This is a genomic window from Phocaeicola dorei (assembly GCF_013009555.1).
GTDB lineage: Bacteria > Bacteroidota > Bacteroidia > Bacteroidales > Bacteroidaceae > Phocaeicola > Phocaeicola dorei.
In genome coordinates, this window is sequence record NZ_CP046176.1 from 2,398,730 (window position 1) to 2,419,603 (window position 20,874).

Sequence of the window (20,874 nt, forward strand, 5' to 3'; positions counted from 1 at the left end):
TGGACTGTCCGGGAATCCGGTTTCCGGACAGTCTTTTAATCATTAAAACAGTATGAATATGAAAAAAATATTATTAATAGTTTTTGTATTGACGTTTGTGGTGTCCTTCACGTCCTGTCGTGACAAAAGAGAACAGGACCGGGCAAAGTACCAGGTGGAAAAAGTGAAAAAAGACATCAATGATGCCGCAGACAAAATTTCCGATAAGGCAGAAGACAGCGCTGATGCAGTAAAGGATGCATGGAAAGATACAAAGAAAGATGTCAAGCAAGGGGCTGAGAAGGCTCAAAAGGAAATAAAGAAAGGATATAATGAAATTAAAAAGGAAGCAAGTAAAAAACTTGGCTGATTTTTGTAATTTATTATTTTGCCAGTAGTAAACCTTACATGTGAATAAATTATGGTTGGATTCGTAATATGGATTGTTGGACTGGTGCTGACTATCAGGGCCGCTTTGGAAATATGGCGCATTCATGCACCGGCAGAGAGGAAACTGATAGCCATCGTATTGGTGGTTTTCACCAGTTGGGTAGGATTGCTGTTTTATTATTTTTATGGTAAGCCCCGTATGGCACAGTGGTTGGGAACAGGTATCGAAAGGTATTGATGGTTGCATAACTGTTTATATTAATTGTACAGTGATATCCCGATACAAAGAAACGCACCGGTCATTGACAGTGATCGGTGCATTTCTTGCCTTTACCAATATTTTTCGATTCTTTCGTAGCCGAAAATACCGCTGCGTTCATCTTTCATACCTTGTAGCTGACGGCAGATTATTTGTGCTCCGATCATGCTGAAAGTAATTCCGTTTCCCCCATATCCCAAATCGAAAAACATTCGTTCCTTGTCAGGCCAGTTGCCGATGAAGGGTAGTCCGTCCTTGGTGGTACTAAATGTGCCACACCATACCATTTCCGTTTCGAAAGGGAGGTCGGGGAATAGTTTTCTGACCTTCCTTTCCAAGATACGGGTTTTCTTTCTGAGTAATGAATCCCGGCGCTGCGGGTCACTGAACTTTTCGTCCTCACCACCTACGATGATCCGGTTTTTATCGGTTGTGCGGATGTATAGATACGGATCGGCTGTTTCCCAAATCAGGCAATGTGTCGGCCACAGGTGTTCGGAAGCTACCGGATGCGATACGAGTGCATAGGTAGAGGTCAGATCCATGATTTTCTGAGGAAGGAATTGTCCGGCCTCAAATCCCGTGGCTATGATTACATATCCGCATTTAATTTTATGTCCTCTGTCTGTTGTCATGATACAGCCGTCAGATGTTTCTATACACTCTTTTATTGAGGTATGGGTAAAAACTTTCAGTCCGCTTTCCTTTATATGGTAAGCTAACAGTCCGGTTGCCGCCCTATAAGCATCCATTTGTGCGGATGCCTCATTTATCAGGGCATTGCCGGGTGTCTTTACCTTATATTCCTCTCTAATTTTCTTCTTCTCGAGCAGATTGACCGGCAACTTATGTTTTTGCCGTATTTCATGTTCTTGTTCCAAAAGTTTGTTATCCGCCGCACTACTGGCATAAAAGAGGCTGGGCAGTTGTTCGAAACCGGCATTGACTCCCGTTTCTTCCAGTACTCTTTTTATATCAGAAATGGATTGCAGGCAGGCATGGTAAGCCGTCGCAGCATTTTCCTCGCCGATGATTTTTGCCATCCGACAAAGAGGAACGTCAATTTCATATTGCAGCAGTGCGGTGCTTGCTGCGGAACTTCCGGTTGCAATGCTGCGTTTGTCAACTATGCAGCATTTTATTCCGGCATGGCACAATTCGTGTGCCATCAAGGCTCCCGTTATGCCGGAACCTACAATGACGACATCTGTCGACAGATCCTTTTCCAAAGGATGGAAATAGTCCCATAGGGAATTTCTGATGATCCAATAGGGTAATCCTGAGTGTAAGTCCATAATATTTTGTTATTATCCCCTCACTTCCTGCTGAAAAACGGGAAAATGAGGGGGATGAAAATAGAAAAGTTATCTTATTAGAATTTATTTTCCACTCGTATTTGAAGGTTATTTACCTTCTTCGATGGTACAAATGCTGACGCGGTTCCAGTCCGGCTCCGAGAACATGTCACCGATTCCCTGTCCTTCAGCAGTGATGCGGGTATCACTGATCTTGTATCTTTTTACAAGGATGGTCTTTACGGACTCAGCACGTGCGTTTGCCAGTTTCTTATTGAAAGCGAGGTTGCCTTCGGGAGAAGCATATCCTTTGATGATAACCCTGGCTTCAGGATGCTTTTTCATGTAAGTGGCCACACGCTCCACATTGGGGAGTTGGGAGGCATCAACTACCGATTTCCCTTGTCTGAAGGTAATGATTGACTCAGGAATGCGGTTGGTCTTCACCACAGTTTCTATGTTGGCAGCCTGAGTTCTGCAGTCAGCCAATTCTCTTTGCAGATTATTTGCCTGCTGCATGGCATTGTTCAGCTGCATGTCCTTGTCGTTCAATTGTGACCGCAGGTTGTTCACCGCGTCATTCAGTTCTCCGATTTCTACCGGGTCATACGGTTTCATGGTTGTGAAATGGTGCGTACCGTTGCTACACATGAAATGATAGGTTAATCCGGCAGTCAGTTCAAAAGCCGCATTATTGGCGTTGAAACGACTTTTTTTTCGATTAAAATCTCCCTGCATATCGTATACAACTGCCGGTTTGATGCCGAACGTCCATGCTTTCTCTTCACCCAGGTTAAAATTCAGATTCAGGCCCAGGCGTGTTGACCAGGAGTTTGTATCGCCGGGGCCGTTCTGATAGTAATGCAGCCATCCGATACCTGTCAAGGCTTCGATTTCAAAGATGCGCGGTTCGCCTGTATAGCTTCCGAAAAGGTTCATCAGATTGACTTTGCCGAACACGCTCACTTCGGAAGCGTCAAATGCGGTCTTGCTGGCCGTGGTATTTACATACCCCATGCCTTGAATGCCCAAACCGAAAATGGGAGTAAGTTGTTTTCCGATCCCGACTCCGAAAGCCGGACGGACATTTTTGAAGAACGCACTGTGGGTAAGAGGAGTCACGGCACCGGTTTTCAGTTCAATAGACCAGTTGTCACCCGGACGTGTGCCTTCAAGAGCGGTACGATCATTTTGTGCATGCATGGTAAAGATACCCATGCTTAATGCTAAAGCAAAGACAGATCTTTTCATAATTAAAAATAAATTAATGGTAATACAATAAAATGTCACACACGGTATATTATCAGTTGTATAGTTATGATTGTATACAAGATAATAAATTGCTTTGTCATTGTACTTTGTTAGAAAACAGTTTGTAAAAAAGGATAGTTCGAAAAATCGGAGGAAATTTAATATCTGTTTAGAAGCATCAAAAGCGTAAAAACTCCATGTTAGCTATAAAATGAGATTTTGTATATTAAGGTATATGGCTCTTTAATTTATATATAAGTCTTTCAAATATAACTTTATATATTCATGCGCTTTTTAACACAAATATTTATTGTAATGACAAATATAAATCAAACAAATTTTCTTTTATCGTTGTTTTTTTATGAGGAATCAATTATAGTATTAATTAAAAACCTGACAATTATGAAAAAATTAAGTTTTGCAGAGCTGAAGGGCAGAGTGTCCTGGGGTAGTGTGTTGGGAGGTGTCATGACCGTATTGGCGATATCCGTACTGCTGTCCATATTAAACTCAAGTATCGGATTATTTATGCTTAATCCGTTATCCGAACATCCCGCTTCGGGCATAGGTACTGCGGTAGGGATTGGTTCTGCAGTCATTCTGGTTGCCGGCATGACTGCCGGTGGCTTTGTAGCTGGAAAGCTTGCTGGTATGGATGGGATAATACACGGATTTCTAGTTTGGGCTACCACGTTGATTGTTGCTGTAATACTAGGTATTTTTTTGGCGGTAGGCACAGCGAAAATGACAGCGAATGCACTGGGAGCCGTTTCATCCGTCACAGGTAGTGTCTTATCCGGAGCGGGCGATGCTGTTGGAAGTGGAGTTTCCGCATTATCTGAGGAGGCAAAGGAATTATTTGGCAAGATTGATTTCAACACAGTCCTGAAAGAAGGGGACATGCCGCAAAATATTCGTACCGCACTTGCCAAAAGTGATGTGAAAGAATTGCATCCGGACTATCTGAAAAAACAATTGGAGGAGGTAAAAGAGGATCTGAGCAAGTCCATAAAGACAATTGTTGCTTCTCCTCAAGAAGCGGATGAAACAGTGAATGACTTTTTGAAACGTTTGAAACAACGTACGGAAAAACTTAACCAGAATATAGATCGGAATGATCTGGCCAAAGCGATAGCCAACAATACCAATCTGTCTAAGCCGGAAGCAGATAAAATGGTTGAGCAGTATATGAATCTGATAGACAATACACGTTTGGAAGCCGCAAAACAGATAGACAATTTGGAAGCTAGTCTACAAAAGGCGGCACAGGAATGGAAGGAGATCAAACATAAGGCTTTGGTAGCTGCCGATAAGGCAACGGATGCAGCTGCGCGGTCTGCCCTGATTTCATTCTTCGCTATATTGTTTGGTGCTGTATTGTGCTGTGCTGCCGGTGCTTATGGCAGTAGAAAAACACAGGAAAGGGTAGATATCTGATAATTGGAATGAATTAGACAAAATACCCCCGTAACCCTATTGGAATTGGCCCTATGTGTCTTGCGCATCATTTCCGCCGGGAAGATTAGACCTGAGGAAGAATAGCATATTTGAGACACAGGGGCTTCATACCAGTGGCTTGTCAACCGTCAATTTTCTGACTTTTTATTAAATTTGCTCGGGCTTACATTATAATATTTCTTAAACACTTCACGGAAGTATTTTGCATCCGAGAACCCAACCATGTCAGCAATTTCCGTTACCGTATGTTCGCCCTGTTTCAGCAACTGTGCGGCATGTTGCAGACGTATCATCCGGATATAATCGGCCGGAGCATAACCGGTCAGTGCCTTCAATTTGTTAAAAAAACTGGTACGGCTCATGTGATGCCGGCTGCTGAGCAAGTCTACATTGAAGTCCGGACTTCCCATGTTATCCTCTATGCATTCCTTGACGGAAGCTATGAATTTCCAATCCAGCGTACCGGTGCAATTAACTGGAAGATTTTGTTCTTTATCTTCAATACAATTATAAAACTGGCGGAGCAAAGCACGATTTGTAAGTATGTTTTTGACCGTTGCCTTGAGTATCCCCACACTGAAAGGTTTGGTAATATAAGCGTCCGCTCCGATTGCCAGTCCTTCAAGCATATTTTTCTCATCTCCCAATGCAGTCAACAAAATGACCGGAATATGGGATGTTTCAAGATCGCCTTTTATGGTCGAACAGAGTTTGTCCCCGCCCAGTTCGGGCATCATTATGTCGGATATGACAAGAACCGGGTTGAATTCCCGTATTATGGCAAGCGCCTCTTTTCCATTCGGACAGGACTGGGTATAATAATCCGTTTTGAACATGTCAATAAGATAATTGCGCAAGTCATCATTGTCCTCTACTATCAGGACACGTTGTAAAGACCTCTCTTGAGATATTTCCACGGATGGTAACCCTGACGCGCCACCAGGCATGATAGCCTCAGGACATTCATAAGGTGTCCTGGGAGAGATAAACTTTACTTTGTGCAGATGGCTGTTCCCTTTCGGAAAAACAACCAGCACACATGTTCCTTGATGTTCTGTGCTTTGAATCTGAATTCTGCCTTTATGCAGCCTGACCAGTTTGTATACTAACATTAGACCGATTCCGCTACCTGTCACTTTCAGGTTGATGACATTACTACCCCGAAAACAATTCCTGAACAATTTTTTCTGTTCACATGAGGGAATGCCGATTCCGGTATCTTTCACTTCGATGCTCCAAGAGTTTCCTTCCTCGCGGGCATAAATGCGGATACTTCCGCCTTCAGGTGTATACTTCAATGCATTTGACAGGACATTCTTCAGTATGGATCCCATCTTGTCACTGTCAAACCACACATTCAGATAGTCAAAGTTACTTTCGTAAATAAAATCAACATGTTTCAGCTCGGCATATTTGCGGAAAGTGGCACAAATATTATCCATATAGGAATTCAGCTCATATTCAGATATATAAAGGGTGGAGGAGTAGACGTCCACCCGTTCGAAATTTATCAGGTTGGTCGTTAGCTGAAGTAATGCATTCACATTCTTAAGGGCCGTGTTCATATGCGGCAATGCCTGTTCATTCACCATACGGTTTTCTATGGCTTCCTCCAGCGGAGCCTTTATTAATGTGAGCGGAGTACGTATATCATGGGCCGTATTAATGAAAAAACGGGTCTTTTCATCCGAAACCTTCTTCTGTTTGTGCAGTGTAATGATACGGAATATGACAGCCATAACCAGCACCAACAGAATTGCATAGCCGGCCATAGCCCATACACTGGCCCATGCCGGAGGCGTTATGACAATCTGAATGTTCCGTGTCTCATAGGTCTTGTACTTCTCCTCATTGGATATGGCACGAATCTGCAATGTGTAACTGCCCGGAGGCAGGTTTCTTACAACAATCCGGTTGTCCAGGCTCGGGCGACTCCATTCTTTATGAAAACCGTCAATCTTCCATGAATAAAGGATGTTGGAAGGATAGTCATAATTAATGGAAACTACATCAAGGGAAAAAGAGTTTTGTCTGTAGGTCAGTTCCAGCCGGTCAGTTTCGTCAATGTCCTTTTCCAGCGGAGAACCCTCGTCGCCCGGATAAACGGGATGATAGGCTATCATGAAATCGCGCAGTAACAGACGTGAGTAATGCGGCTCCGGTATCTGTATGTCTATCGGGAATCTGACAGCCCCGTTATTCCCACCAAAAACAAGTGTGTTTTTACTGTAGGTTGTGGCAGAGCCGACATTAAAATTAACACTCATCAACCCTTGTTCCCGTGTCCAGTTGCGGAAGGTATGTTTTGAGGGAGAATAAATGGTTATTCCGTTTTCCGTGCCCATGAGGAGACTCCCGTCCTGACGCGGAAGAATTGTATAGATATTGTCGGAAATCAACGCACAGTTGTCTGTACGGTACTGGTGGATGAACTTCTTTTTGCCGATGTCATATACAAGCAATCCGGCTCCGCGAGTACCGATATACAGGACGTTGCCGTCTCTCTGGTACAAAGAGCATATATAGGGGGACTCAACAGGCAGGTTAACATACTGATAGTCTCCCGATTTCTTGTCAAGCCGGTAGAGCCCCATTCTTGTGCCGATCCACATCTGTCGGACATTTTTTTCCAGAATGGTAGTGATGGAGCTTACTCCCGGATACAGACGCACACTTCCTGTTTCAAGATTGATACGCTTCAAATGATAATATCCGCCGGACCAGACATCACCGTCCGAATCTTTCTTGATGTCAAATATATATTGGTCGGGACGCACTCCCGCAATAGTGGCAGGGGCAATATGACCAATCTTAAATCCTTTCCTTTTTTCTATCTTGCAAATGCCTGACATAAAACCGCCGGCCCATATCACACCGGGAGAAACCTCACACAGCGTCAAAAAGATATGGTTCTCATTGTCCGGTACCGATTCAAAGGAACTGAGGAATGATTGCCATTCTTTGGTATCGGTCTGATAAAGGCTGATACCATTGCTGGTTGCAAACCAAAGGTCACCGTCACTGTCCTCCAGTACATCATGGACCTGATCGTTCACCAGTGAAAGGCTGTTGCCGATGGAGTGTCTTATCAAATCATAACTTCCATAACGGTTGTTTCGGATGGTGATGCCGGTAGGATAATTGGCAAGCCAGATGCGTTCCTCCTCGTCCACATAAATATCATTGATATTGTTTCCGTTCATTCCATTATAACTATTATAATCAGCTGTTATATAGGGCTCGCTCATACATGTGTTCACATCCAGTTTATATACACCTCTGCCACCCGTAGCTACCAGAAGTTCATGATCGTTCAGGGCGACAATCCGGTTTATCTCTACATTATTGGGTAATTGGCAAGGGATGATTTTTCCTGTCTTTCCCACGTCATATACAAGTATTCCCTCCTTATAGTTTCCCACAAACAGTTGTTTTGAAACAGCATGGTAATAGAGTTCATGTACTGATGTGCGGATACTTTCCACAGCTTTGTCAGACATTCTGTTTAGCCTCCCCTTTTCTACCTCAGCATAGAACAGGCCGTTTACTGTACCGATAAAGAAATGGTTGTCATCCGTCTGTTCTATGGCGGCTATTTCACTATTGATCGGTGTCGGCATATGTAGAGTATTTCCGGTACGGATGTCATACCATGCGATGCTGTCTTTATAGCATAACCAAATACGGTCATTCTTGTCCAGATAACCGTAATTCAGAAATGCCTGTGACTTGTTTCTGACCAGCTCCGGATGTACATAAGCCAGTTCGAATTTATCATGTTGTGAATCATACTGGAAAACACGGCCTTTCTGACCGATTACCCACAGCACGTCCTTGCTGTCCATATAAAGCCAGTTCAAGGCAATCCGTGAGTCCAGCTTCATGCTGTCATCTGAGAAATTGTAATGCTTGATGCGCTTTCCGTCATAACGGTCTATCCCTTCCTGGGTTAGAAACCACATATACCCCCTTCGGTCTTTTTGGATATGATATATTTTCTGATTGCTCAGACCGTCTTCCAGTCCTATGTATTTATAAATTTGGCACCTGCCTACAGAACTGCCGAGGAGAAGGACAGTAAAAAGAAAAATTCGTTTAATGCTCAAATAAGCTTTCATATTATTTTACATATTCAAAAACGTTTGCAAATTTATAAAATATTAGTTAAACCCCAACCTGGTAATCCACTTTATTTTATCAAAGACCGTTTCATCCATTTGACAATCATGGACTTCAGGCTGGTATTTGCCGGATGTGTCACGATTTGTAGGAAGAATAGCGCTTAAGCAACTAACAGCAGAATGTAAAAATAGACGCGGTTACCAAGTTATTACTTCAATTTTTGTCTTTTTTTCAAACCTCCTATGTCTAAGGAGATTATAAAAGTTTTCTAGAATAAAAAAGATTGATAATTCCACTGCTCGCACAACAGAAACATATGCGAATATAAATGAAGTGACAATTTACAATTCCATATCCAAGACAAAATTCAGGGAACAGGAAAAGGTTGAACGAAGGATAACCAGAAGTTTTACAGAAGGAAACAAAGAGAGCACTGCCGGAAATCTCTGTTCCTGACAATGTTAGAAATATTTGTAACAATTATAAGTCACCAATAATTCCGGTATAACCGATTATCTGAACCGCTGTATGGCGCATATTGTTGTTGAGATTGTATCATATAGTGATAAACGTCTGATTGTTCGTATAGAGCAAAAAGACATGGTGGGCAACATCCTTCTTACCAAAAAGGAGCTGATGGAAGGTGCCCGTGAAATGTTCAAAGGTGAGATTCCTGATGACTGAAAACTGACTATTTCCGCTGTCAATTTTGACAGAAAGGACATTGATAATTTAACCATTAAAAGTATCAAGTCCAAAATGGAACGCTTGGGGTTGCGTAGCAAGCACCTGAGCAATTACACAGGTATTGACAAGTGAACGCTGTCCTTCTTGTTTGCCGGCGATAAGGAATTGACTAAATGGCACAAGGTTGCGTTCTACTATTTCTTTAAATTCTATGAGGTAGCCCGGTTCTAATATCGAAAAACTTCATAGAACTAAACAAAAGATAAGTAAGTTCCATTCCTTGAAAGATGAACATTTTTTCCTGTCCGACTTAATCTCTATCCAATATGAATGTGTCAAAACTAAAATGACCTCTCCGAAAAGTTACAGATTGTGACTACAAGACCTAAAAGAGCCGTATCAAACTCTGTTGTGAGAATGATACGACTCTTCTTTTTGCCTTTAAGGATGGTCAAGTTTTAGTCCAAAAGCTCATCTGAATTAAGAGAAAGTATCTATAAATAATTGTTAATCAATAATTTCAAAACAATAAGTCAAAAATATGCTTGTAACCTTTAAGAGCACACTCTAAAGGGGAAGAGTTAATATCTTGTTAGGGAGAAGCCATTATGTAAATGGAAAGTTTATAGCAAGCAATTTGTGTATTATACTTACACCGAAAAATAATCCCAAATATCCCATAAATGTTCAATTTTACAACATATATTTAAACGCTATAAGAAAACGGATTGTTAACGAACTTGCAGATGGTACGTCTAAACTTACTATTTCTGCGGATGATTTAATGAATTATTATGTAGAGTATTTCCACATAGACAAACAAAATGAGTTGGTTGAATATTACAATAAGACGATTGTACCTTTGCAGAATGAATTGAATAAGGAAAAAGAGAATTTTGATAATAGAGTCAATAATTTGGTATAGAGTTGCCGTTTGAACAGAACAATAATGTGGCAGGGGTTGTCTAACAACTTAGGAGGTTTCTGCCAAATCTGTTGGCAAGATTAAAGTAGATAGCTCCATTTTATTATATACCATTATAATGTGGTACAGATAACAGAAATTATTTCTGCAAACATACGTTTTATCCTATAATCAGAGAGAGATTCTCTTTTTAGGAAAGAAAAAAAGATTTCATATCTACAAAATGAGGCTGTCGGTTCGCAGCCTCATTTCAGAAAAGAGGAGTTCCGGCCTCTTATACCTTCTCCTGTTTTCCCGCCTCTCTCTTTTTCTCCATATCCTTTTCAACCAGGGTTGTGATCACCCTGGATGGGGAGGAATTATGGATGTACATGAACAGTCCCGGATTTTCTTTCAGGGCGACAATCACCGCCTTCTCGCAGGGTTCCTCTATATATCTGACCGTCTCACAATCTTGTGACACCGCACTTATCTGTAGTTTTTCAGATGGTCTGGATATATACATGATATTGTCCGCACATGCGCTGACCGCCGCATACCTGACCTTTTCCGTCGGGGATCCGATATAAATGAAAAGCTCCGGATCGGCCGTGACAGCCCTTATCTGAACCTTCTCGGTGGGATGTTCAATGAATATGATGGAGCCGCAGTCACTCTCCACAGCCTGCATCTGGAGGTTTCCGGACGGGTTATCCATATAGATGATCTGTCCGCTGTCACTCTTCAGCACCTCGGACTTTACCTTTTCCGTCGGTTTGTTGATATACAGGAACACTCCTGTATCCTTCCTGACCGCTTCCAGCTGTACCTTCTCGGATGGCGCATCAAGAAGCATGATCAGGGAGGCATCCTTTCTGACCACCTCCAGCTGTACCTTTTCAGACGGCGCGCCGATGAATTGTATCATCTCCGGATTCTGTCTGACAACATACAGCTGGGCTGCCTCGGACGGATGTTCCATGCCCATTATCTCCATCGGATCTTTACTCACCCTCCGCAAATCTGCTCCGGACAGATTGTCAATCAATCTTTTCAATATATTTTTTCTCATCTTTATACTTCTCTTTTCTTCTGTCTTTGAATCATAATCATATTTCCTGAGCGGCAGCCGAATGAATCTGTTTGGCGATCTGGAAGGCCTTCAGACCGTAGCCCGCCGGTCCCTTGACAATAGCGAACACCGAGTTTCCCGATGCTCCGGGCAAAGCGGTCTTGTTACCTTTCAACATCTCGCTCATGGCCTTTCCGGATACCCTGCCTATGTCAACCCCGTGGGCCCTCATGTCTTTCAGGATATCCGTCGCGTCAAAACTCTCCCCGTTGGTACGGAGCACCGCACTTCCGTTCCTTATTGTCAGTTCACGGCGGCCGCCCTTGAACCTCATTTCTCCGGAGGATGGTTGCGCTTCCGTTGCTTCCGTTTTCTCCACGACAACAGTCTTTTCCGGAACAGCGGAAGTTTCCAGGACCGCCTCTTTCCTGAACGCGCCGACTGCCGCGGAAATTTTTCTTGTACGGTAGGCTTCCGCCTTTTCCGTCGCTTCGTATCTGGCATCGTAGGTGTCCATATGCCCGGCATCCCGCATAAGCTCTCCATATCTCTCCTCTATTTCCCCGAGCCTGGTAAAAAGATTCTTTACCGCTTCTGAAATGTCTTCCTTGAAATGGATGCCTGCGGTTCCTCCGGGCATGACGGAACCGAGACATGACAGGCATGCCTGCCGGGACGGGTTCTTTATCCTCAGGATGTTTGCCGGACTGTCATGCACCGCCATCAGCTGGACTTTCTCCGTGGGATTCCTGATATGGCCTATCAGGGAGGAATTTCTGCCAACGGCCAGCATCTGTGCCTTTTCCGTGGGGGTTCTCACGAGTCTTATCAGGGAGGCGTCCCCGTTAAGGACGGACAGCTGTACTTTTTCCGCCGGTTCGCTGATAAACCTTATCAGTTCCGGATCCTGTCCGACCGCATACAGCTGGGCCTTCCAGTCGGGTACGCTTATCTCCCGGATGAGATGCGGGTCCTTCCTGACAACGGAGAGCTGCGTGTTTGCGGAAGGGCTGCCGATGGCGGTGATCAGCCCGGAATCCGCCATCACAGCCAGCAGCTGCGCCCTCTCGCATGGATTTTCCAGAAGGGTGATCATTTCCGGATTCCGTCTGACGACCAGCAGCTGCATCTTTTCCGTGGGTTCATGGATATAGCGTATCATTTCCGGATTTTCGGCTATGGCGGCCAGACAGACCTTTTCTGTCGGCTCACGGAGCTGGAGCAGACAGTCCGCCTTTTGTCTGACAGCGGCCAGCTGTACCTCTTCCGTAGGATTGTCCAGAACCGAAACCAGATCCGGATTCTGCCGGACGGCGGCCAGCTGCATCTTCTCTGACGGATTCTCGACCGCGGTGATCAATTGCGGGTTTTTTCCCAGTTCTCTGAGCTGGGCACGTCTTATAAAAAAATCTGTTATTCTCATATATGTATGCCCGTCATGCCGGTGGCTCAGCGTTTGGTTATCATAATTCTCTTTGAACTGATGAGGAAATTTTTCCGCTGATGTCCGCTATGCGCACACCGTAGCCGGAGGGCTGTTTCCGGATAGAGAACAGCATTTTCTGTTTTGCAGGGTTCAGGACGGTTCCCCGGCCCCGTAACATGCTTTCCCATTGGCTGCCGGATATGTTCCTGACATCTATTCCGGCTTTTTCCAGCCCCTTCAATATGCCGGTCGCGTCATATTGGTTCCCGTTGGTACGTATGACCGCGCCTTCGGATGTGATCTCTATCTCACGACGGCCGCCCTTGAAAAGAAGAGGGGGCGTCATGCTCTTGTCCGGCGCGGCTGCTTTCTCATAATGGTTGATTGCGACTTTGCTGCCTGCCTTGATTATACTACGGAGATGCGTATCCAGATCGACGTGACGGAACGAGGCTGTCATGACCGGCGTGCCGTCTTTTTCCGACACCGCTTTCCTTGCGCATACGCCAAGTACCTCATGGAGTCTTTCCGCATCCTGATTATATGCCTTGTATTCATCCCCCACACGGATGAGGGCCATTGCATCCGGATATTGTTCTTTCGAGCGGTCATACATATCGAGAATGCCGGAAGAGACCGTTTCATTGTTTCCTTCTTCTTTTATGGGAAGTGGGGATATGTCCTCTTCCCTGGCGGATGTGTCTGCCAGGGTGTGCTGTTTTTCCACACTTTCCTCTATCATGGCGGATGCCTTGCCGGCCTCCCGTAACACACTCATGACATAGCCGGGGTCCTCCTTCAAATTTGACAGCCAGCTTTTCAGATACTGTGCGTTCTCCTTTCTCGGAGTTACGGCTATTCCCAGATCCCTGCCTGTGACGGCAGCTGTGAATTCGGCGATGATTTCCTCCCGGGCATATCCGCACGTTCCGAACGGGTGATGCAGGCCGCGGTCCAGTCGTGAGGAATGCCCGGTGGAGTGGGCCATTTCGTGAAGGGCGGTCATCTGGAATGATTCCATGTCCTTGAATTGTCCCGGAGTCGGAAGAACGATCCTGTCTTTGGACGGGCTGTAATATGCCCTGTCCTGCACCTTCAGTTCTATGGGACAGAGCCATTTCTGTTCCTTTATCATTTTATCCAGCCAGGGGTTCCTATTTCCTTTTACGTTGTCCGCTACGGCAGGACCGGAGAATCTGACCCTCATGCCCTCATACCGCTCCGGATATTTTTCCTTGAAATCCGTCTGGTCTATGTTGAATACATAGAAATGTTTCATGAAGGGAGTCACCTTATATTCCTGCTTCTGAAGTTCCGGGAGGCTTTTGTAATCATCGAAGCTGATTTTTTCTCCCGTCGTCTTATGCTTCACGGTGATATCGTAAAAAGTCACGGGAAGGGCGTGCGATCCTTTTATGACCATCAGGTTCTCATCCTTCAGCTGACGGAAGGTCATGAATACCGGGAGGGTGTATCCCATCCTGTCCATCTCCATGTAGAGCATAAGACGGTTCATGCTGTTGTACGGACGTCCTGATATGTTCTGTGGCAGGCCGGTACGGGGGGTGAACCAGGGCTTCTGCCATTCACCGGCGGACATCTGCCTGATCTTGTCAATCATCAGTTCCGCATATCTTTCCAGTACCTTCCCGTTCATGGCAGCAGTTCCTGATAAAGCCTTTCCTCGTATTCCTTCAAAAAACGCACCGCATCCGCTGCTGTGGGACAGGTGATACCATTGCCCCGGGCATAGTCCGAAAACGGTTCCTTCAATTCCGGGTTGAGCATGACATAACCAAGCATGTCCAATTCCCCGTTTTCCACCTTGTGTATCAATTCCATTTCTTCCATTGTGTATTTTTTATAATTGATGGGACAAATGTAAAAGCGGACCAGCACAACCTTTTTGTGCTGTATCTATATTTCTACAAAAAAAGAGAGCTTTCCTTTTCTTTCTTTGGCAGTTTAATGTATTATTCGTATATTTGCAGTGCCAAATACCATTCAATGTGTTTCATTGTCGCTGGGCAGCGATTAATTGCTCACAAATAGTCGGGCTTTTTTTATGCCTATATATAACCATTTTCATGAGTTTATGAAAATGATAAAGATACTAAGCTACGGCTGTCTTTCCCGATTTACAATTCTGCTCTGGCAGTGACTGTGATGGTGTTTGGCGACACGGGAAATGGCAGCCGTTCTTTTTTCTGCCTAAAATGCCAAATACCATTACAGTTATGAAACAAACAGTTTCTATTTTTGCTCCCGACATAAATATCGCAAGCAAATCTTCAGCTATTCAATTATGGCTGAATCGTAAAAACCAATTCTTTTCTTCTGTACTTGAAGAGGGCGTATCCAACCGCCAGGTCCTGCTGCTTGGTCATGCCTCTTTTGTTTTCTCTGCATTAATATGCGCATCTTTCGTATCACAGGTTCCTGCTCTGATTTGTCTGTCCTGGTTCATGGTGGCATTGCGGCTTTGTGTGAAAGGAGGCCTGGGATGAAGTTCATTATAGAGCCTTCCGCGGCTCCCGGTATGATCCGTCTTCCTTTGAAAAAAGAAATGAAAGTTCCTTCGTTATGGGAGATCATGGTATCAAAATATTTTAGTGTTAAAATATATAAATATCAAAGCATTAAAACATCAAAATATTGGAAAAGAGAATTATTTTCCTTAACTTCGTAACACACTAAAAAACAAATAGATATGGTGAAAATTATAGCAGTCCATAATCAGAAGGGTGGAGTTGGCAAGACTACTACCACTACCAATGTGGGGTTCGAACTGGCACGAAAAGGATACAAGGTCCTTCTTGCTGATTTGGATCCGCAAGCCACTCTGACCGCGGCTTTGGGGGTGACAGATCCGGAAGAAACGGTTTTCTCGGCTTTGCAGGGTGCGGTGGATGGCAAGGAAACGCGGCTTCCATGGATACGGTTGCAGGAGAATATATCCCTGTGCCCGTCATGCAGGAAAATGGCGGATGCGGAGTATCTTCTGCAGAACGAATACGGGAGGGAAAATTTCCTTAAAGAACTGGCTGCCAGAACGGATGGAGGGTACGATTTTGTGCTTCTTGACTGCCCGCCGGCTGTCGGACTGATCACGGTCAACGCGCTTGTGGCCGCCACCGATCTGATTATACCGGTGCAGCCGGAAGTGGCTTCTTTATATGGTCTGGTTTCCATCCTGGATACGGTTGCTGTAATACAGAGGAAGATCAACAGGGGACTGAACCTGCTCGGCATGCTGGTGACACAGTATGACAGAAGGACTACATTGCATGCGGAGATATTGGAAGCGATGCGGAAACAGTACGGGGAAACGGTCTTTTCCACGGTCATCAGCCGTTCCATCAGGGTGGCAGAGTCCATGAGCAGAAAGACGGATGTCGTATCTTACAGCAGGAACAGCAGTGGAGCGGCGGACTACCGGTCCCTTACCCGGGAGATCCTGTCCAGATTGAATATGGTTGACAACAAATAAAAGTAAATAAAGAATATGGGAAAATTTATTGGAATTGACGAGATTCTGCAGGGCGGAACACCAAACCGTCCCACACACTCCACTCCGGAGGAGGGGAAGAAAGGGGAAGCACTGGCCAGAACCTCACTGGAGTATCCGTTGGAACTGCACCGCAAGGTGAAGAAATACGCTGTTGACGCTGGAATGAAGGAGAAGCAGGTCATAGCACAGGCTATACGGGAATTCTTCGAGAGAGTGGAGAAAGAATAAAGAACATAAAATTGAAGAAAATGAAGACATTCGGATATTTGTTGATGGCGGTCATGGCGTGCATGACATGTTCCTGCCGGGATGAGGAACCACTGCCGGACCCGGTTCCTCCCGTAATGGAGCCGGAAAATCCCGGAAACCCGGAAGAGCCGGATACGGGAAAGGTGTACATCGGCATCGCCCCTATCATCGAGAACATGCAGGAACAGAGGGCCGTGGTGGAGAACTGGAAGGAGGGGCATTGCCTGGGAGTGACAGCTGCAGGGGATGTGAACATACCCTTCACTTTTGACGGCAGGCGGTGGAAAGCCGGAAAACAGGTGGAGGTGACGGCTGAGCAGAAAGTGTCCGCCTATTATCCTTATAATGTACAATATACGGACATGACCGCCATACCTGTGGACATCACGACACAGGAGGATTATATGTATGGAGAAGGAGGGGTAAGCGTTGAGAAGCCGAGCGCGGTCCTTGTGATGAAGCATGCTCTCTCCCTGGTCAGGATCCTGATAAAAAAGAATGATTATACAGGTGACGGGAGGGTGGATGCGGTCACTTTTGGAGGTGTAAGGCTGTCTGCGTCCATGGATGTCACGTCCGGAAAGCTCCTTCCGACAGGACAGCCCGGAGAATATAAGGCCGGAGGGAACTACACACTGGACGATGCCTCTCCGGTATATGTGGAGGCAATCCTGATGCCTGTGGGTACGGCTGAGGGTATCACTGTCAATGTACATGTGGACGGGAGGGATTTTACCTATGCCCTGCCGCCTACCCATGTGTGGAATCCCGGCATGATCTATACTTACACTCTGAATATGAAATCCGGTTATAACTGTGAGGTGGACGTGGACCATGTGCCGATGGATGAGGAGTATTGGAGCACTTTCGGAAAGACCGACCGGATTGTCATGAGGGATTGCGGGACGGACAGGATTTATATATGGCCGAATTATACGTTCTATGGCTATGACACCTATACCGGTGAGGGTAAGGTCTGGGGATTCTTTTTGCGGTATAGAAACCGTGGAGGTGGGGAAGACTTCGCCGGACAGGCACGGTTCGTGCTGATGGATGGGGACAGGATTGTGGAACAGTACCAGCCGTTTGATATCAAATGCGGAAACGGTGCATGGGACGGATACTGCAAGTATTGTTATGTGCAGGCCGTGCCGGGGACATACCGGCTGGCAGTGCTGTTCAAAAAGAACGGGGAGTCAGCCTGGTTCAAGCCTTACGGATACGATCAGAATTCCAATGATGGGGAATGGATGTATGAGGTGAGACCGGCCACTGATATGCCGGCACTTCGGATGATAACATTAGAGAATCAGAAATGCAATACGTTTCTGGCATATCCTGTTCCTGATAATGACTGGTTCAATATAGTCTATACGCTTTCAAACAAAAGCAGGAAAGCCATGAAAGGGACTGTAAAGGTTGTATGGGAGAGGGAGTTCAAACTGGAATCCAACTCCTACAGACCGAGTGATAAAAAGGAGAACAAGATTGATGACTATGAATGGCGCGATGAACTGGGAAGCTGCACTGTTGACATAGCGGCAGGAGTACGTTTTTGGAAAGGGATAGTATCCTGCAAGTTCCCGATTCAGCGAGCAAATCCAAGAGATCCTGTTAGCGGTGTTGGTTATTGCACTCCGATAGCCCATTTGTATTATCGGGAAGAAGGAAGCTGTGAGTGGAAGCTTTTGCGGTGTGACACAGAATACCTGTTCAACCGGAACTATCCGGGTTCCGAGTCTGCAAAAATGGATGAAGCGTTTAATTACTTAGGCATTATACCCCAAAGTTGGTAAAAGACGATAACAGGCCCCATTCTTCCTAAAGAAAAAAGATAAGACATGATAGTCAATGTACCGATTTACAGGAGAACCGTATAGAAAGATTTCAAGATCTTCTTTACGCTCCTTGTAATAAATTTGGCTGTTAGTATTGATGTTTGGAATAGTGCGGTTTATGATAATGACAGCCGGTATGTGCAATGTGAACAAGCTGGAATGCCTTTTTCTGAAGGATTCCGGCTTGTTTATTACATGGCTGAAAAAACAAGACAAATAAGAGGGATGTGTCCATAGTGTTCCTGGAACACCCGGTATTTGGGTAGAACTCCGGTAGAAAATGTTTTCTCCACCCTTTTGAAGGAGAAAAAGTATGGGCAGACGGTCTTGCAATCGCTCCGTTCCGGTGTTTTATCTTGAGTTTTGTTATGTTTTTTCTATTTTCTACCATTGTTCTACCAGTAGGGCGGGGAAAGTAATGATATCACACTTTTATCAAGGAATTACATATAGAATGCAGGGGTATATTGGTCAGATTTAGTATCTTTGCAAAAAATGGTACTGATATGGAGGACAAGTTGATTTCCCGATATGATATTTTAGTGAACCGGTACAAGGAACTTGTATCTGAGAAGCTGAGCAGGAAAGATTTTATAGAATACAATGAAATTCTATTCTCGGCGCATAGCTGTGCTATAGAGGGGAACAGTTTTTCAGTGGACGAGACCCGCACCTTGAAAGAAAAAGGGCTGGGCATGATCCCCAAAGGCAAGACCTTGCTGGAGGCATTTGAAATCCTGGATCATTTCCAGGCTTATGAATATCTTCTGAAGAATTTGGACAGGCCGCTGACCGAGGAACTCCTGAAGGAAACCCACCGGCTGCTGACGGAACATACCCTCTCTTACAAGACCCAATACGATGAAATACCGTCCAACCCGGGAGAATATACAACAGTGGACATGTGTGCCGGTGATACGATATTTGGGGACCATGAGCAGCTGATAAAGCAGGTCCCCCGCCTGTTACAAAGCACCCAGCAGGTCCTGGACTCCGGGAAGATCCATCCGATGATCATCGCGGCAAGATTTCATGGATTTTATGAATATCTGCATCCCTTCCGGGACGGAAACGGTCGTCTGGGACGTCTGATGTCCAATTTTATATTGCTCAAAAAAGAACAGCCGCTGCTGATAATCCCCGGTTCGCAGAGAGAGGAATATATCACCGCCTTAAAATATATCAAAAAAGAGCGTACAGATGAATTTCTGATAGATTTTTTCTTCCGGACATCCATAAAACGGATGGAACAGGAAATAGAGGAAAAAAAGAATCTCACGGAGAATTTTATCAGGGGGATGGAATTTGTTAGAAATGTAAAATCATCCAATGATGACATTTCAGAAATCTAATATTACATTCTGACAGTCCGAACAGTACTTTGCAGGCGAACTTTAAACAATCTGTTACGATTATAAATGTCTCTTTCAAAGATGAAGTTTTAATGGGACAATTAACCAGATCTGTTTCTGTTACCTCAGGTCATTCAGCGACTTACACTGTTTATGGTGTTGAAATCACAGAACGGGAAGATGATAGAGGAAATTACGACTCTTGGGAGGAAAATTATACCTTTGCAGTCACATCGGGATCTCCGGCATCACGATTGGATAGTTATGACAGATATAACGGTGAGGTGTCTGAGAGCATGACCAGCAAAGAAAAATCATTCACTTTGGTTGTGGATGGTGTCACTGTTTGCTCCAATGAACCTATTTCAAATGTTGGCAAAGTTGATAAGGTAATTGGAAACTATAGGTATATTTTTTGATTTAATTTCGCATTACAGATGAGGTTATGTCAGTGTTTTGACACCTCATCTTTCTCTGCCAAACTATTGGATACTTAAAATAGATTTTCACAATGTACTGGCAGTTATGAACGGCAACATAAAAATTAAAAAGAGCAACTGTTCATCTCGGACAGTTGCTCCTGTAAAAACGGTTCAATATTAGTAAAAAACGACAATCTTTATGAATGAAATTATTTATAAAGACCCTGTATCTTTTGATAAGAACTGTTCTCTTCTTATGAGGGCAAATTCAGTTCTTTATCAAGAAAGACGCAAAATATATTATTTCAGTATTTCACCTTTCTCATTGAAGAACACCGTACTTTCAGCTCCCTCCTTGTCTGTCAGAACAACCTGATAGGTCTTGCTGCCATCCTCTGCCGCTTCCACCGCCGCTTCCTTGACGGTTGATTCCGCAAAATTTTTGGCGATTGCTTCCGTTACCGCTGCCGGAAGGTCTTTCACTTCAATAGGGGTGAAGTCATTTACTGCCATGACTGTTTCAACACCTGAAGTCAAATTTTCGGCAAATGCCACTGTTGTTCCTAATCCCATTACCAATGCTACTGCAACAAAAAATTTTTTCATAATCTTATATTTTTAATGGTTATTGTTTTACGATAATGATAAGGCAATTCCCA

At 44.6% G+C, this 20,874-nt stretch carries 19 protein-coding genes; 11 read left to right on the forward strand and 8 right to left on the reverse strand.

Features of this window, described 5'->3' with window-relative positions:
- Nucleotides 1-58: 58 nt before the first annotated feature.
- The gene (locus GKD17_RS09925) at nt 59-349 is read left to right on the forward strand and encodes a hypothetical protein (protein WP_005682951.1); all 291 of its coding nucleotides are present in this window, start codon (nt 59-61) and stop codon (nt 347-349) included.
- A gap of 51 nt (nt 350-400) precedes the next feature.
- Nucleotides 401-607 carry a hypothetical protein gene (locus tag GKD17_RS09930; protein ID WP_005682952.1) on the forward strand — a complete coding sequence of 69 codons (207 nt, stop codon included), beginning with the start codon at nt 401-403 and terminating at the stop codon, nt 605-607.
- Between the two features lie 92 nt (nt 608-699).
- On the opposite strand, the gene GKD17_RS09935 is transcribed toward GKD17_RS09930, so the two are convergent.
- The gene (locus GKD17_RS09935; protein ID WP_007838769.1) at nt 700-1,923 is read right to left on the reverse strand and encodes an NAD(P)/FAD-dependent oxidoreductase; all 1,224 of its coding nucleotides are present in this window, start codon (nt 1,921-1,923) and stop codon (nt 700-702) included.
- Nucleotides 1,924-2,031: 108 nt separating this feature from the next.
- Nucleotides 2,032-3,174, reverse strand: coding sequence for an OmpA family protein (locus GKD17_RS09940; RefSeq protein WP_007838770.1), 1,143 nt, complete (start codon nt 3,172-3,174; stop codon nt 2,032-2,034).
- A gap of 402 nt (nt 3,175-3,576) precedes the next feature.
- Between GKD17_RS09940 and GKD17_RS09945 the strand changes: the two genes are divergently transcribed.
- A complete protein-coding gene (locus GKD17_RS09945) occupies nt 3,577-4,611 on the forward strand; it encodes a hypothetical protein (RefSeq protein WP_032936609.1) in 1,035 nt (344 codons plus the stop codon).
- 149 nt (nt 4,612-4,760) lie between these two features.
- Here GKD17_RS09945 and GKD17_RS09950 read toward each other — a convergent pair whose 3' ends face one another.
- Entirely contained in the window at nt 4,761-8,750 is a 3,990-nt protein-coding gene (locus tag GKD17_RS09950; RefSeq protein WP_008656167.1) for a hybrid sensor histidine kinase/response regulator transcription factor, read from the reverse strand.
- 532 nt (nt 8,751-9,282) lie between these two features.
- Between GKD17_RS09950 and GKD17_RS09955 the strand changes: the two genes are divergently transcribed.
- A complete protein-coding gene (locus GKD17_RS09955; RefSeq protein WP_007838774.1) occupies nt 9,283-9,438 on the forward strand; it encodes a hypothetical protein in 156 nt (51 codons plus the stop codon).
- A gap of 787 nt (nt 9,439-10,225) precedes the next feature.
- The gene (locus GKD17_RS09960; RefSeq protein ID WP_157443240.1) at nt 10,226-10,366 is read left to right on the forward strand and encodes a hypothetical protein; all 141 of its coding nucleotides are present in this window, start codon (nt 10,226-10,228) and stop codon (nt 10,364-10,366) included.
- A gap of 274 nt (nt 10,367-10,640) precedes the next feature.
- Here GKD17_RS09960 and GKD17_RS09965 read toward each other — a convergent pair whose 3' ends face one another.
- The 4 genes from GKD17_RS09965 to GKD17_RS09980 are packed head-to-tail and all read right to left on the reverse strand — an operon-like array spanning nt 10,641 to nt 14,694.
- Nucleotides 10,641-11,417 carry a hypothetical protein gene (locus GKD17_RS09965; RefSeq protein ID WP_008656161.1) on the reverse strand — a complete coding sequence of 259 codons (777 nt, stop codon included), beginning with the start codon at nt 11,415-11,417 and terminating at the stop codon, nt 10,641-10,643.
- A 37-nt stretch (nt 11,418-11,454) separates the two neighbouring features.
- Nucleotides 11,455-12,840: a hypothetical protein gene (locus GKD17_RS09970; protein WP_008656160.1), complete on the reverse strand. Its 1,386-nt coding sequence runs from the start codon at nt 12,838-12,840 to the stop codon at nt 11,455-11,457.
- Between the two features lie 40 nt (nt 12,841-12,880).
- On the reverse strand, nt 12,881-14,500 hold the full coding sequence (locus GKD17_RS09975; protein ID WP_008781665.1) for a zincin-like metallopeptidase domain-containing protein: 1,620 nt from the start codon (nt 14,498-14,500) through the stop codon (nt 12,881-12,883).
- Complete coding sequence (locus tag GKD17_RS09980) at nt 14,497-14,694, reverse strand: hypothetical protein (RefSeq protein ID WP_005841751.1); 198 nt, start codon at nt 14,692-14,694, stop codon at nt 14,497-14,499. Before GKD17_RS09980 ends, GKD17_RS09975 begins: the two co-directional genes overlap by 4 nt.
- Before the next feature lie 386 nt (nt 14,695-15,080).
- On the opposite strand from GKD17_RS09980, the gene GKD17_RS09985 reads away from it, so the two are divergent.
- From GKD17_RS09985 to GKD17_RS10010, 6 genes are all read left to right on the forward strand, one after another.
- Entirely contained in the window at nt 15,081-15,350 is a 270-nt protein-coding gene (locus GKD17_RS09985) for a hypothetical protein (protein WP_008656157.1), read from the forward strand.
- A 203-nt stretch (nt 15,351-15,553) separates the two neighbouring features.
- Entirely contained in the window at nt 15,554-16,333 is a 780-nt protein-coding gene (locus tag GKD17_RS09990; protein ID WP_008781669.1) for a ParA family protein, read from the forward strand.
- Between the two features lie 15 nt (nt 16,334-16,348).
- On the forward strand, nt 16,349-16,582 hold the full coding sequence (locus GKD17_RS09995) for a hypothetical protein (protein ID WP_007836052.1): 234 nt from the start codon (nt 16,349-16,351) through the stop codon (nt 16,580-16,582).
- A gap of 20 nt (nt 16,583-16,602) precedes the next feature.
- On the forward strand, nt 16,603-18,399 hold the full coding sequence (locus GKD17_RS10000) for a fimbrillin family protein (protein ID WP_032951623.1): 1,797 nt from the start codon (nt 16,603-16,605) through the stop codon (nt 18,397-18,399).
- Between the two features lie 548 nt (nt 18,400-18,947).
- Nucleotides 18,948-19,793, forward strand: coding sequence for a Fic family protein (locus GKD17_RS10005; RefSeq protein ID WP_005841739.1), 846 nt, complete (start codon nt 18,948-18,950; stop codon nt 19,791-19,793).
- Nucleotides 19,794-19,885: 92 nt separating this feature from the next.
- Complete coding sequence (locus GKD17_RS10010) at nt 19,886-20,212, forward strand: hypothetical protein (RefSeq protein WP_008656153.1); 327 nt, start codon at nt 19,886-19,888, stop codon at nt 20,210-20,212.
- Between the two features lie 303 nt (nt 20,213-20,515).
- Here GKD17_RS10010 and GKD17_RS10015 read toward each other — a convergent pair whose 3' ends face one another.
- Nucleotides 20,516-20,821: a hypothetical protein gene (locus tag GKD17_RS10015; RefSeq protein WP_005841735.1), complete on the reverse strand. Its 306-nt coding sequence runs from the start codon at nt 20,819-20,821 to the stop codon at nt 20,516-20,518.
- Nucleotides 20,822-20,874 lie beyond the last annotated feature (53 nt).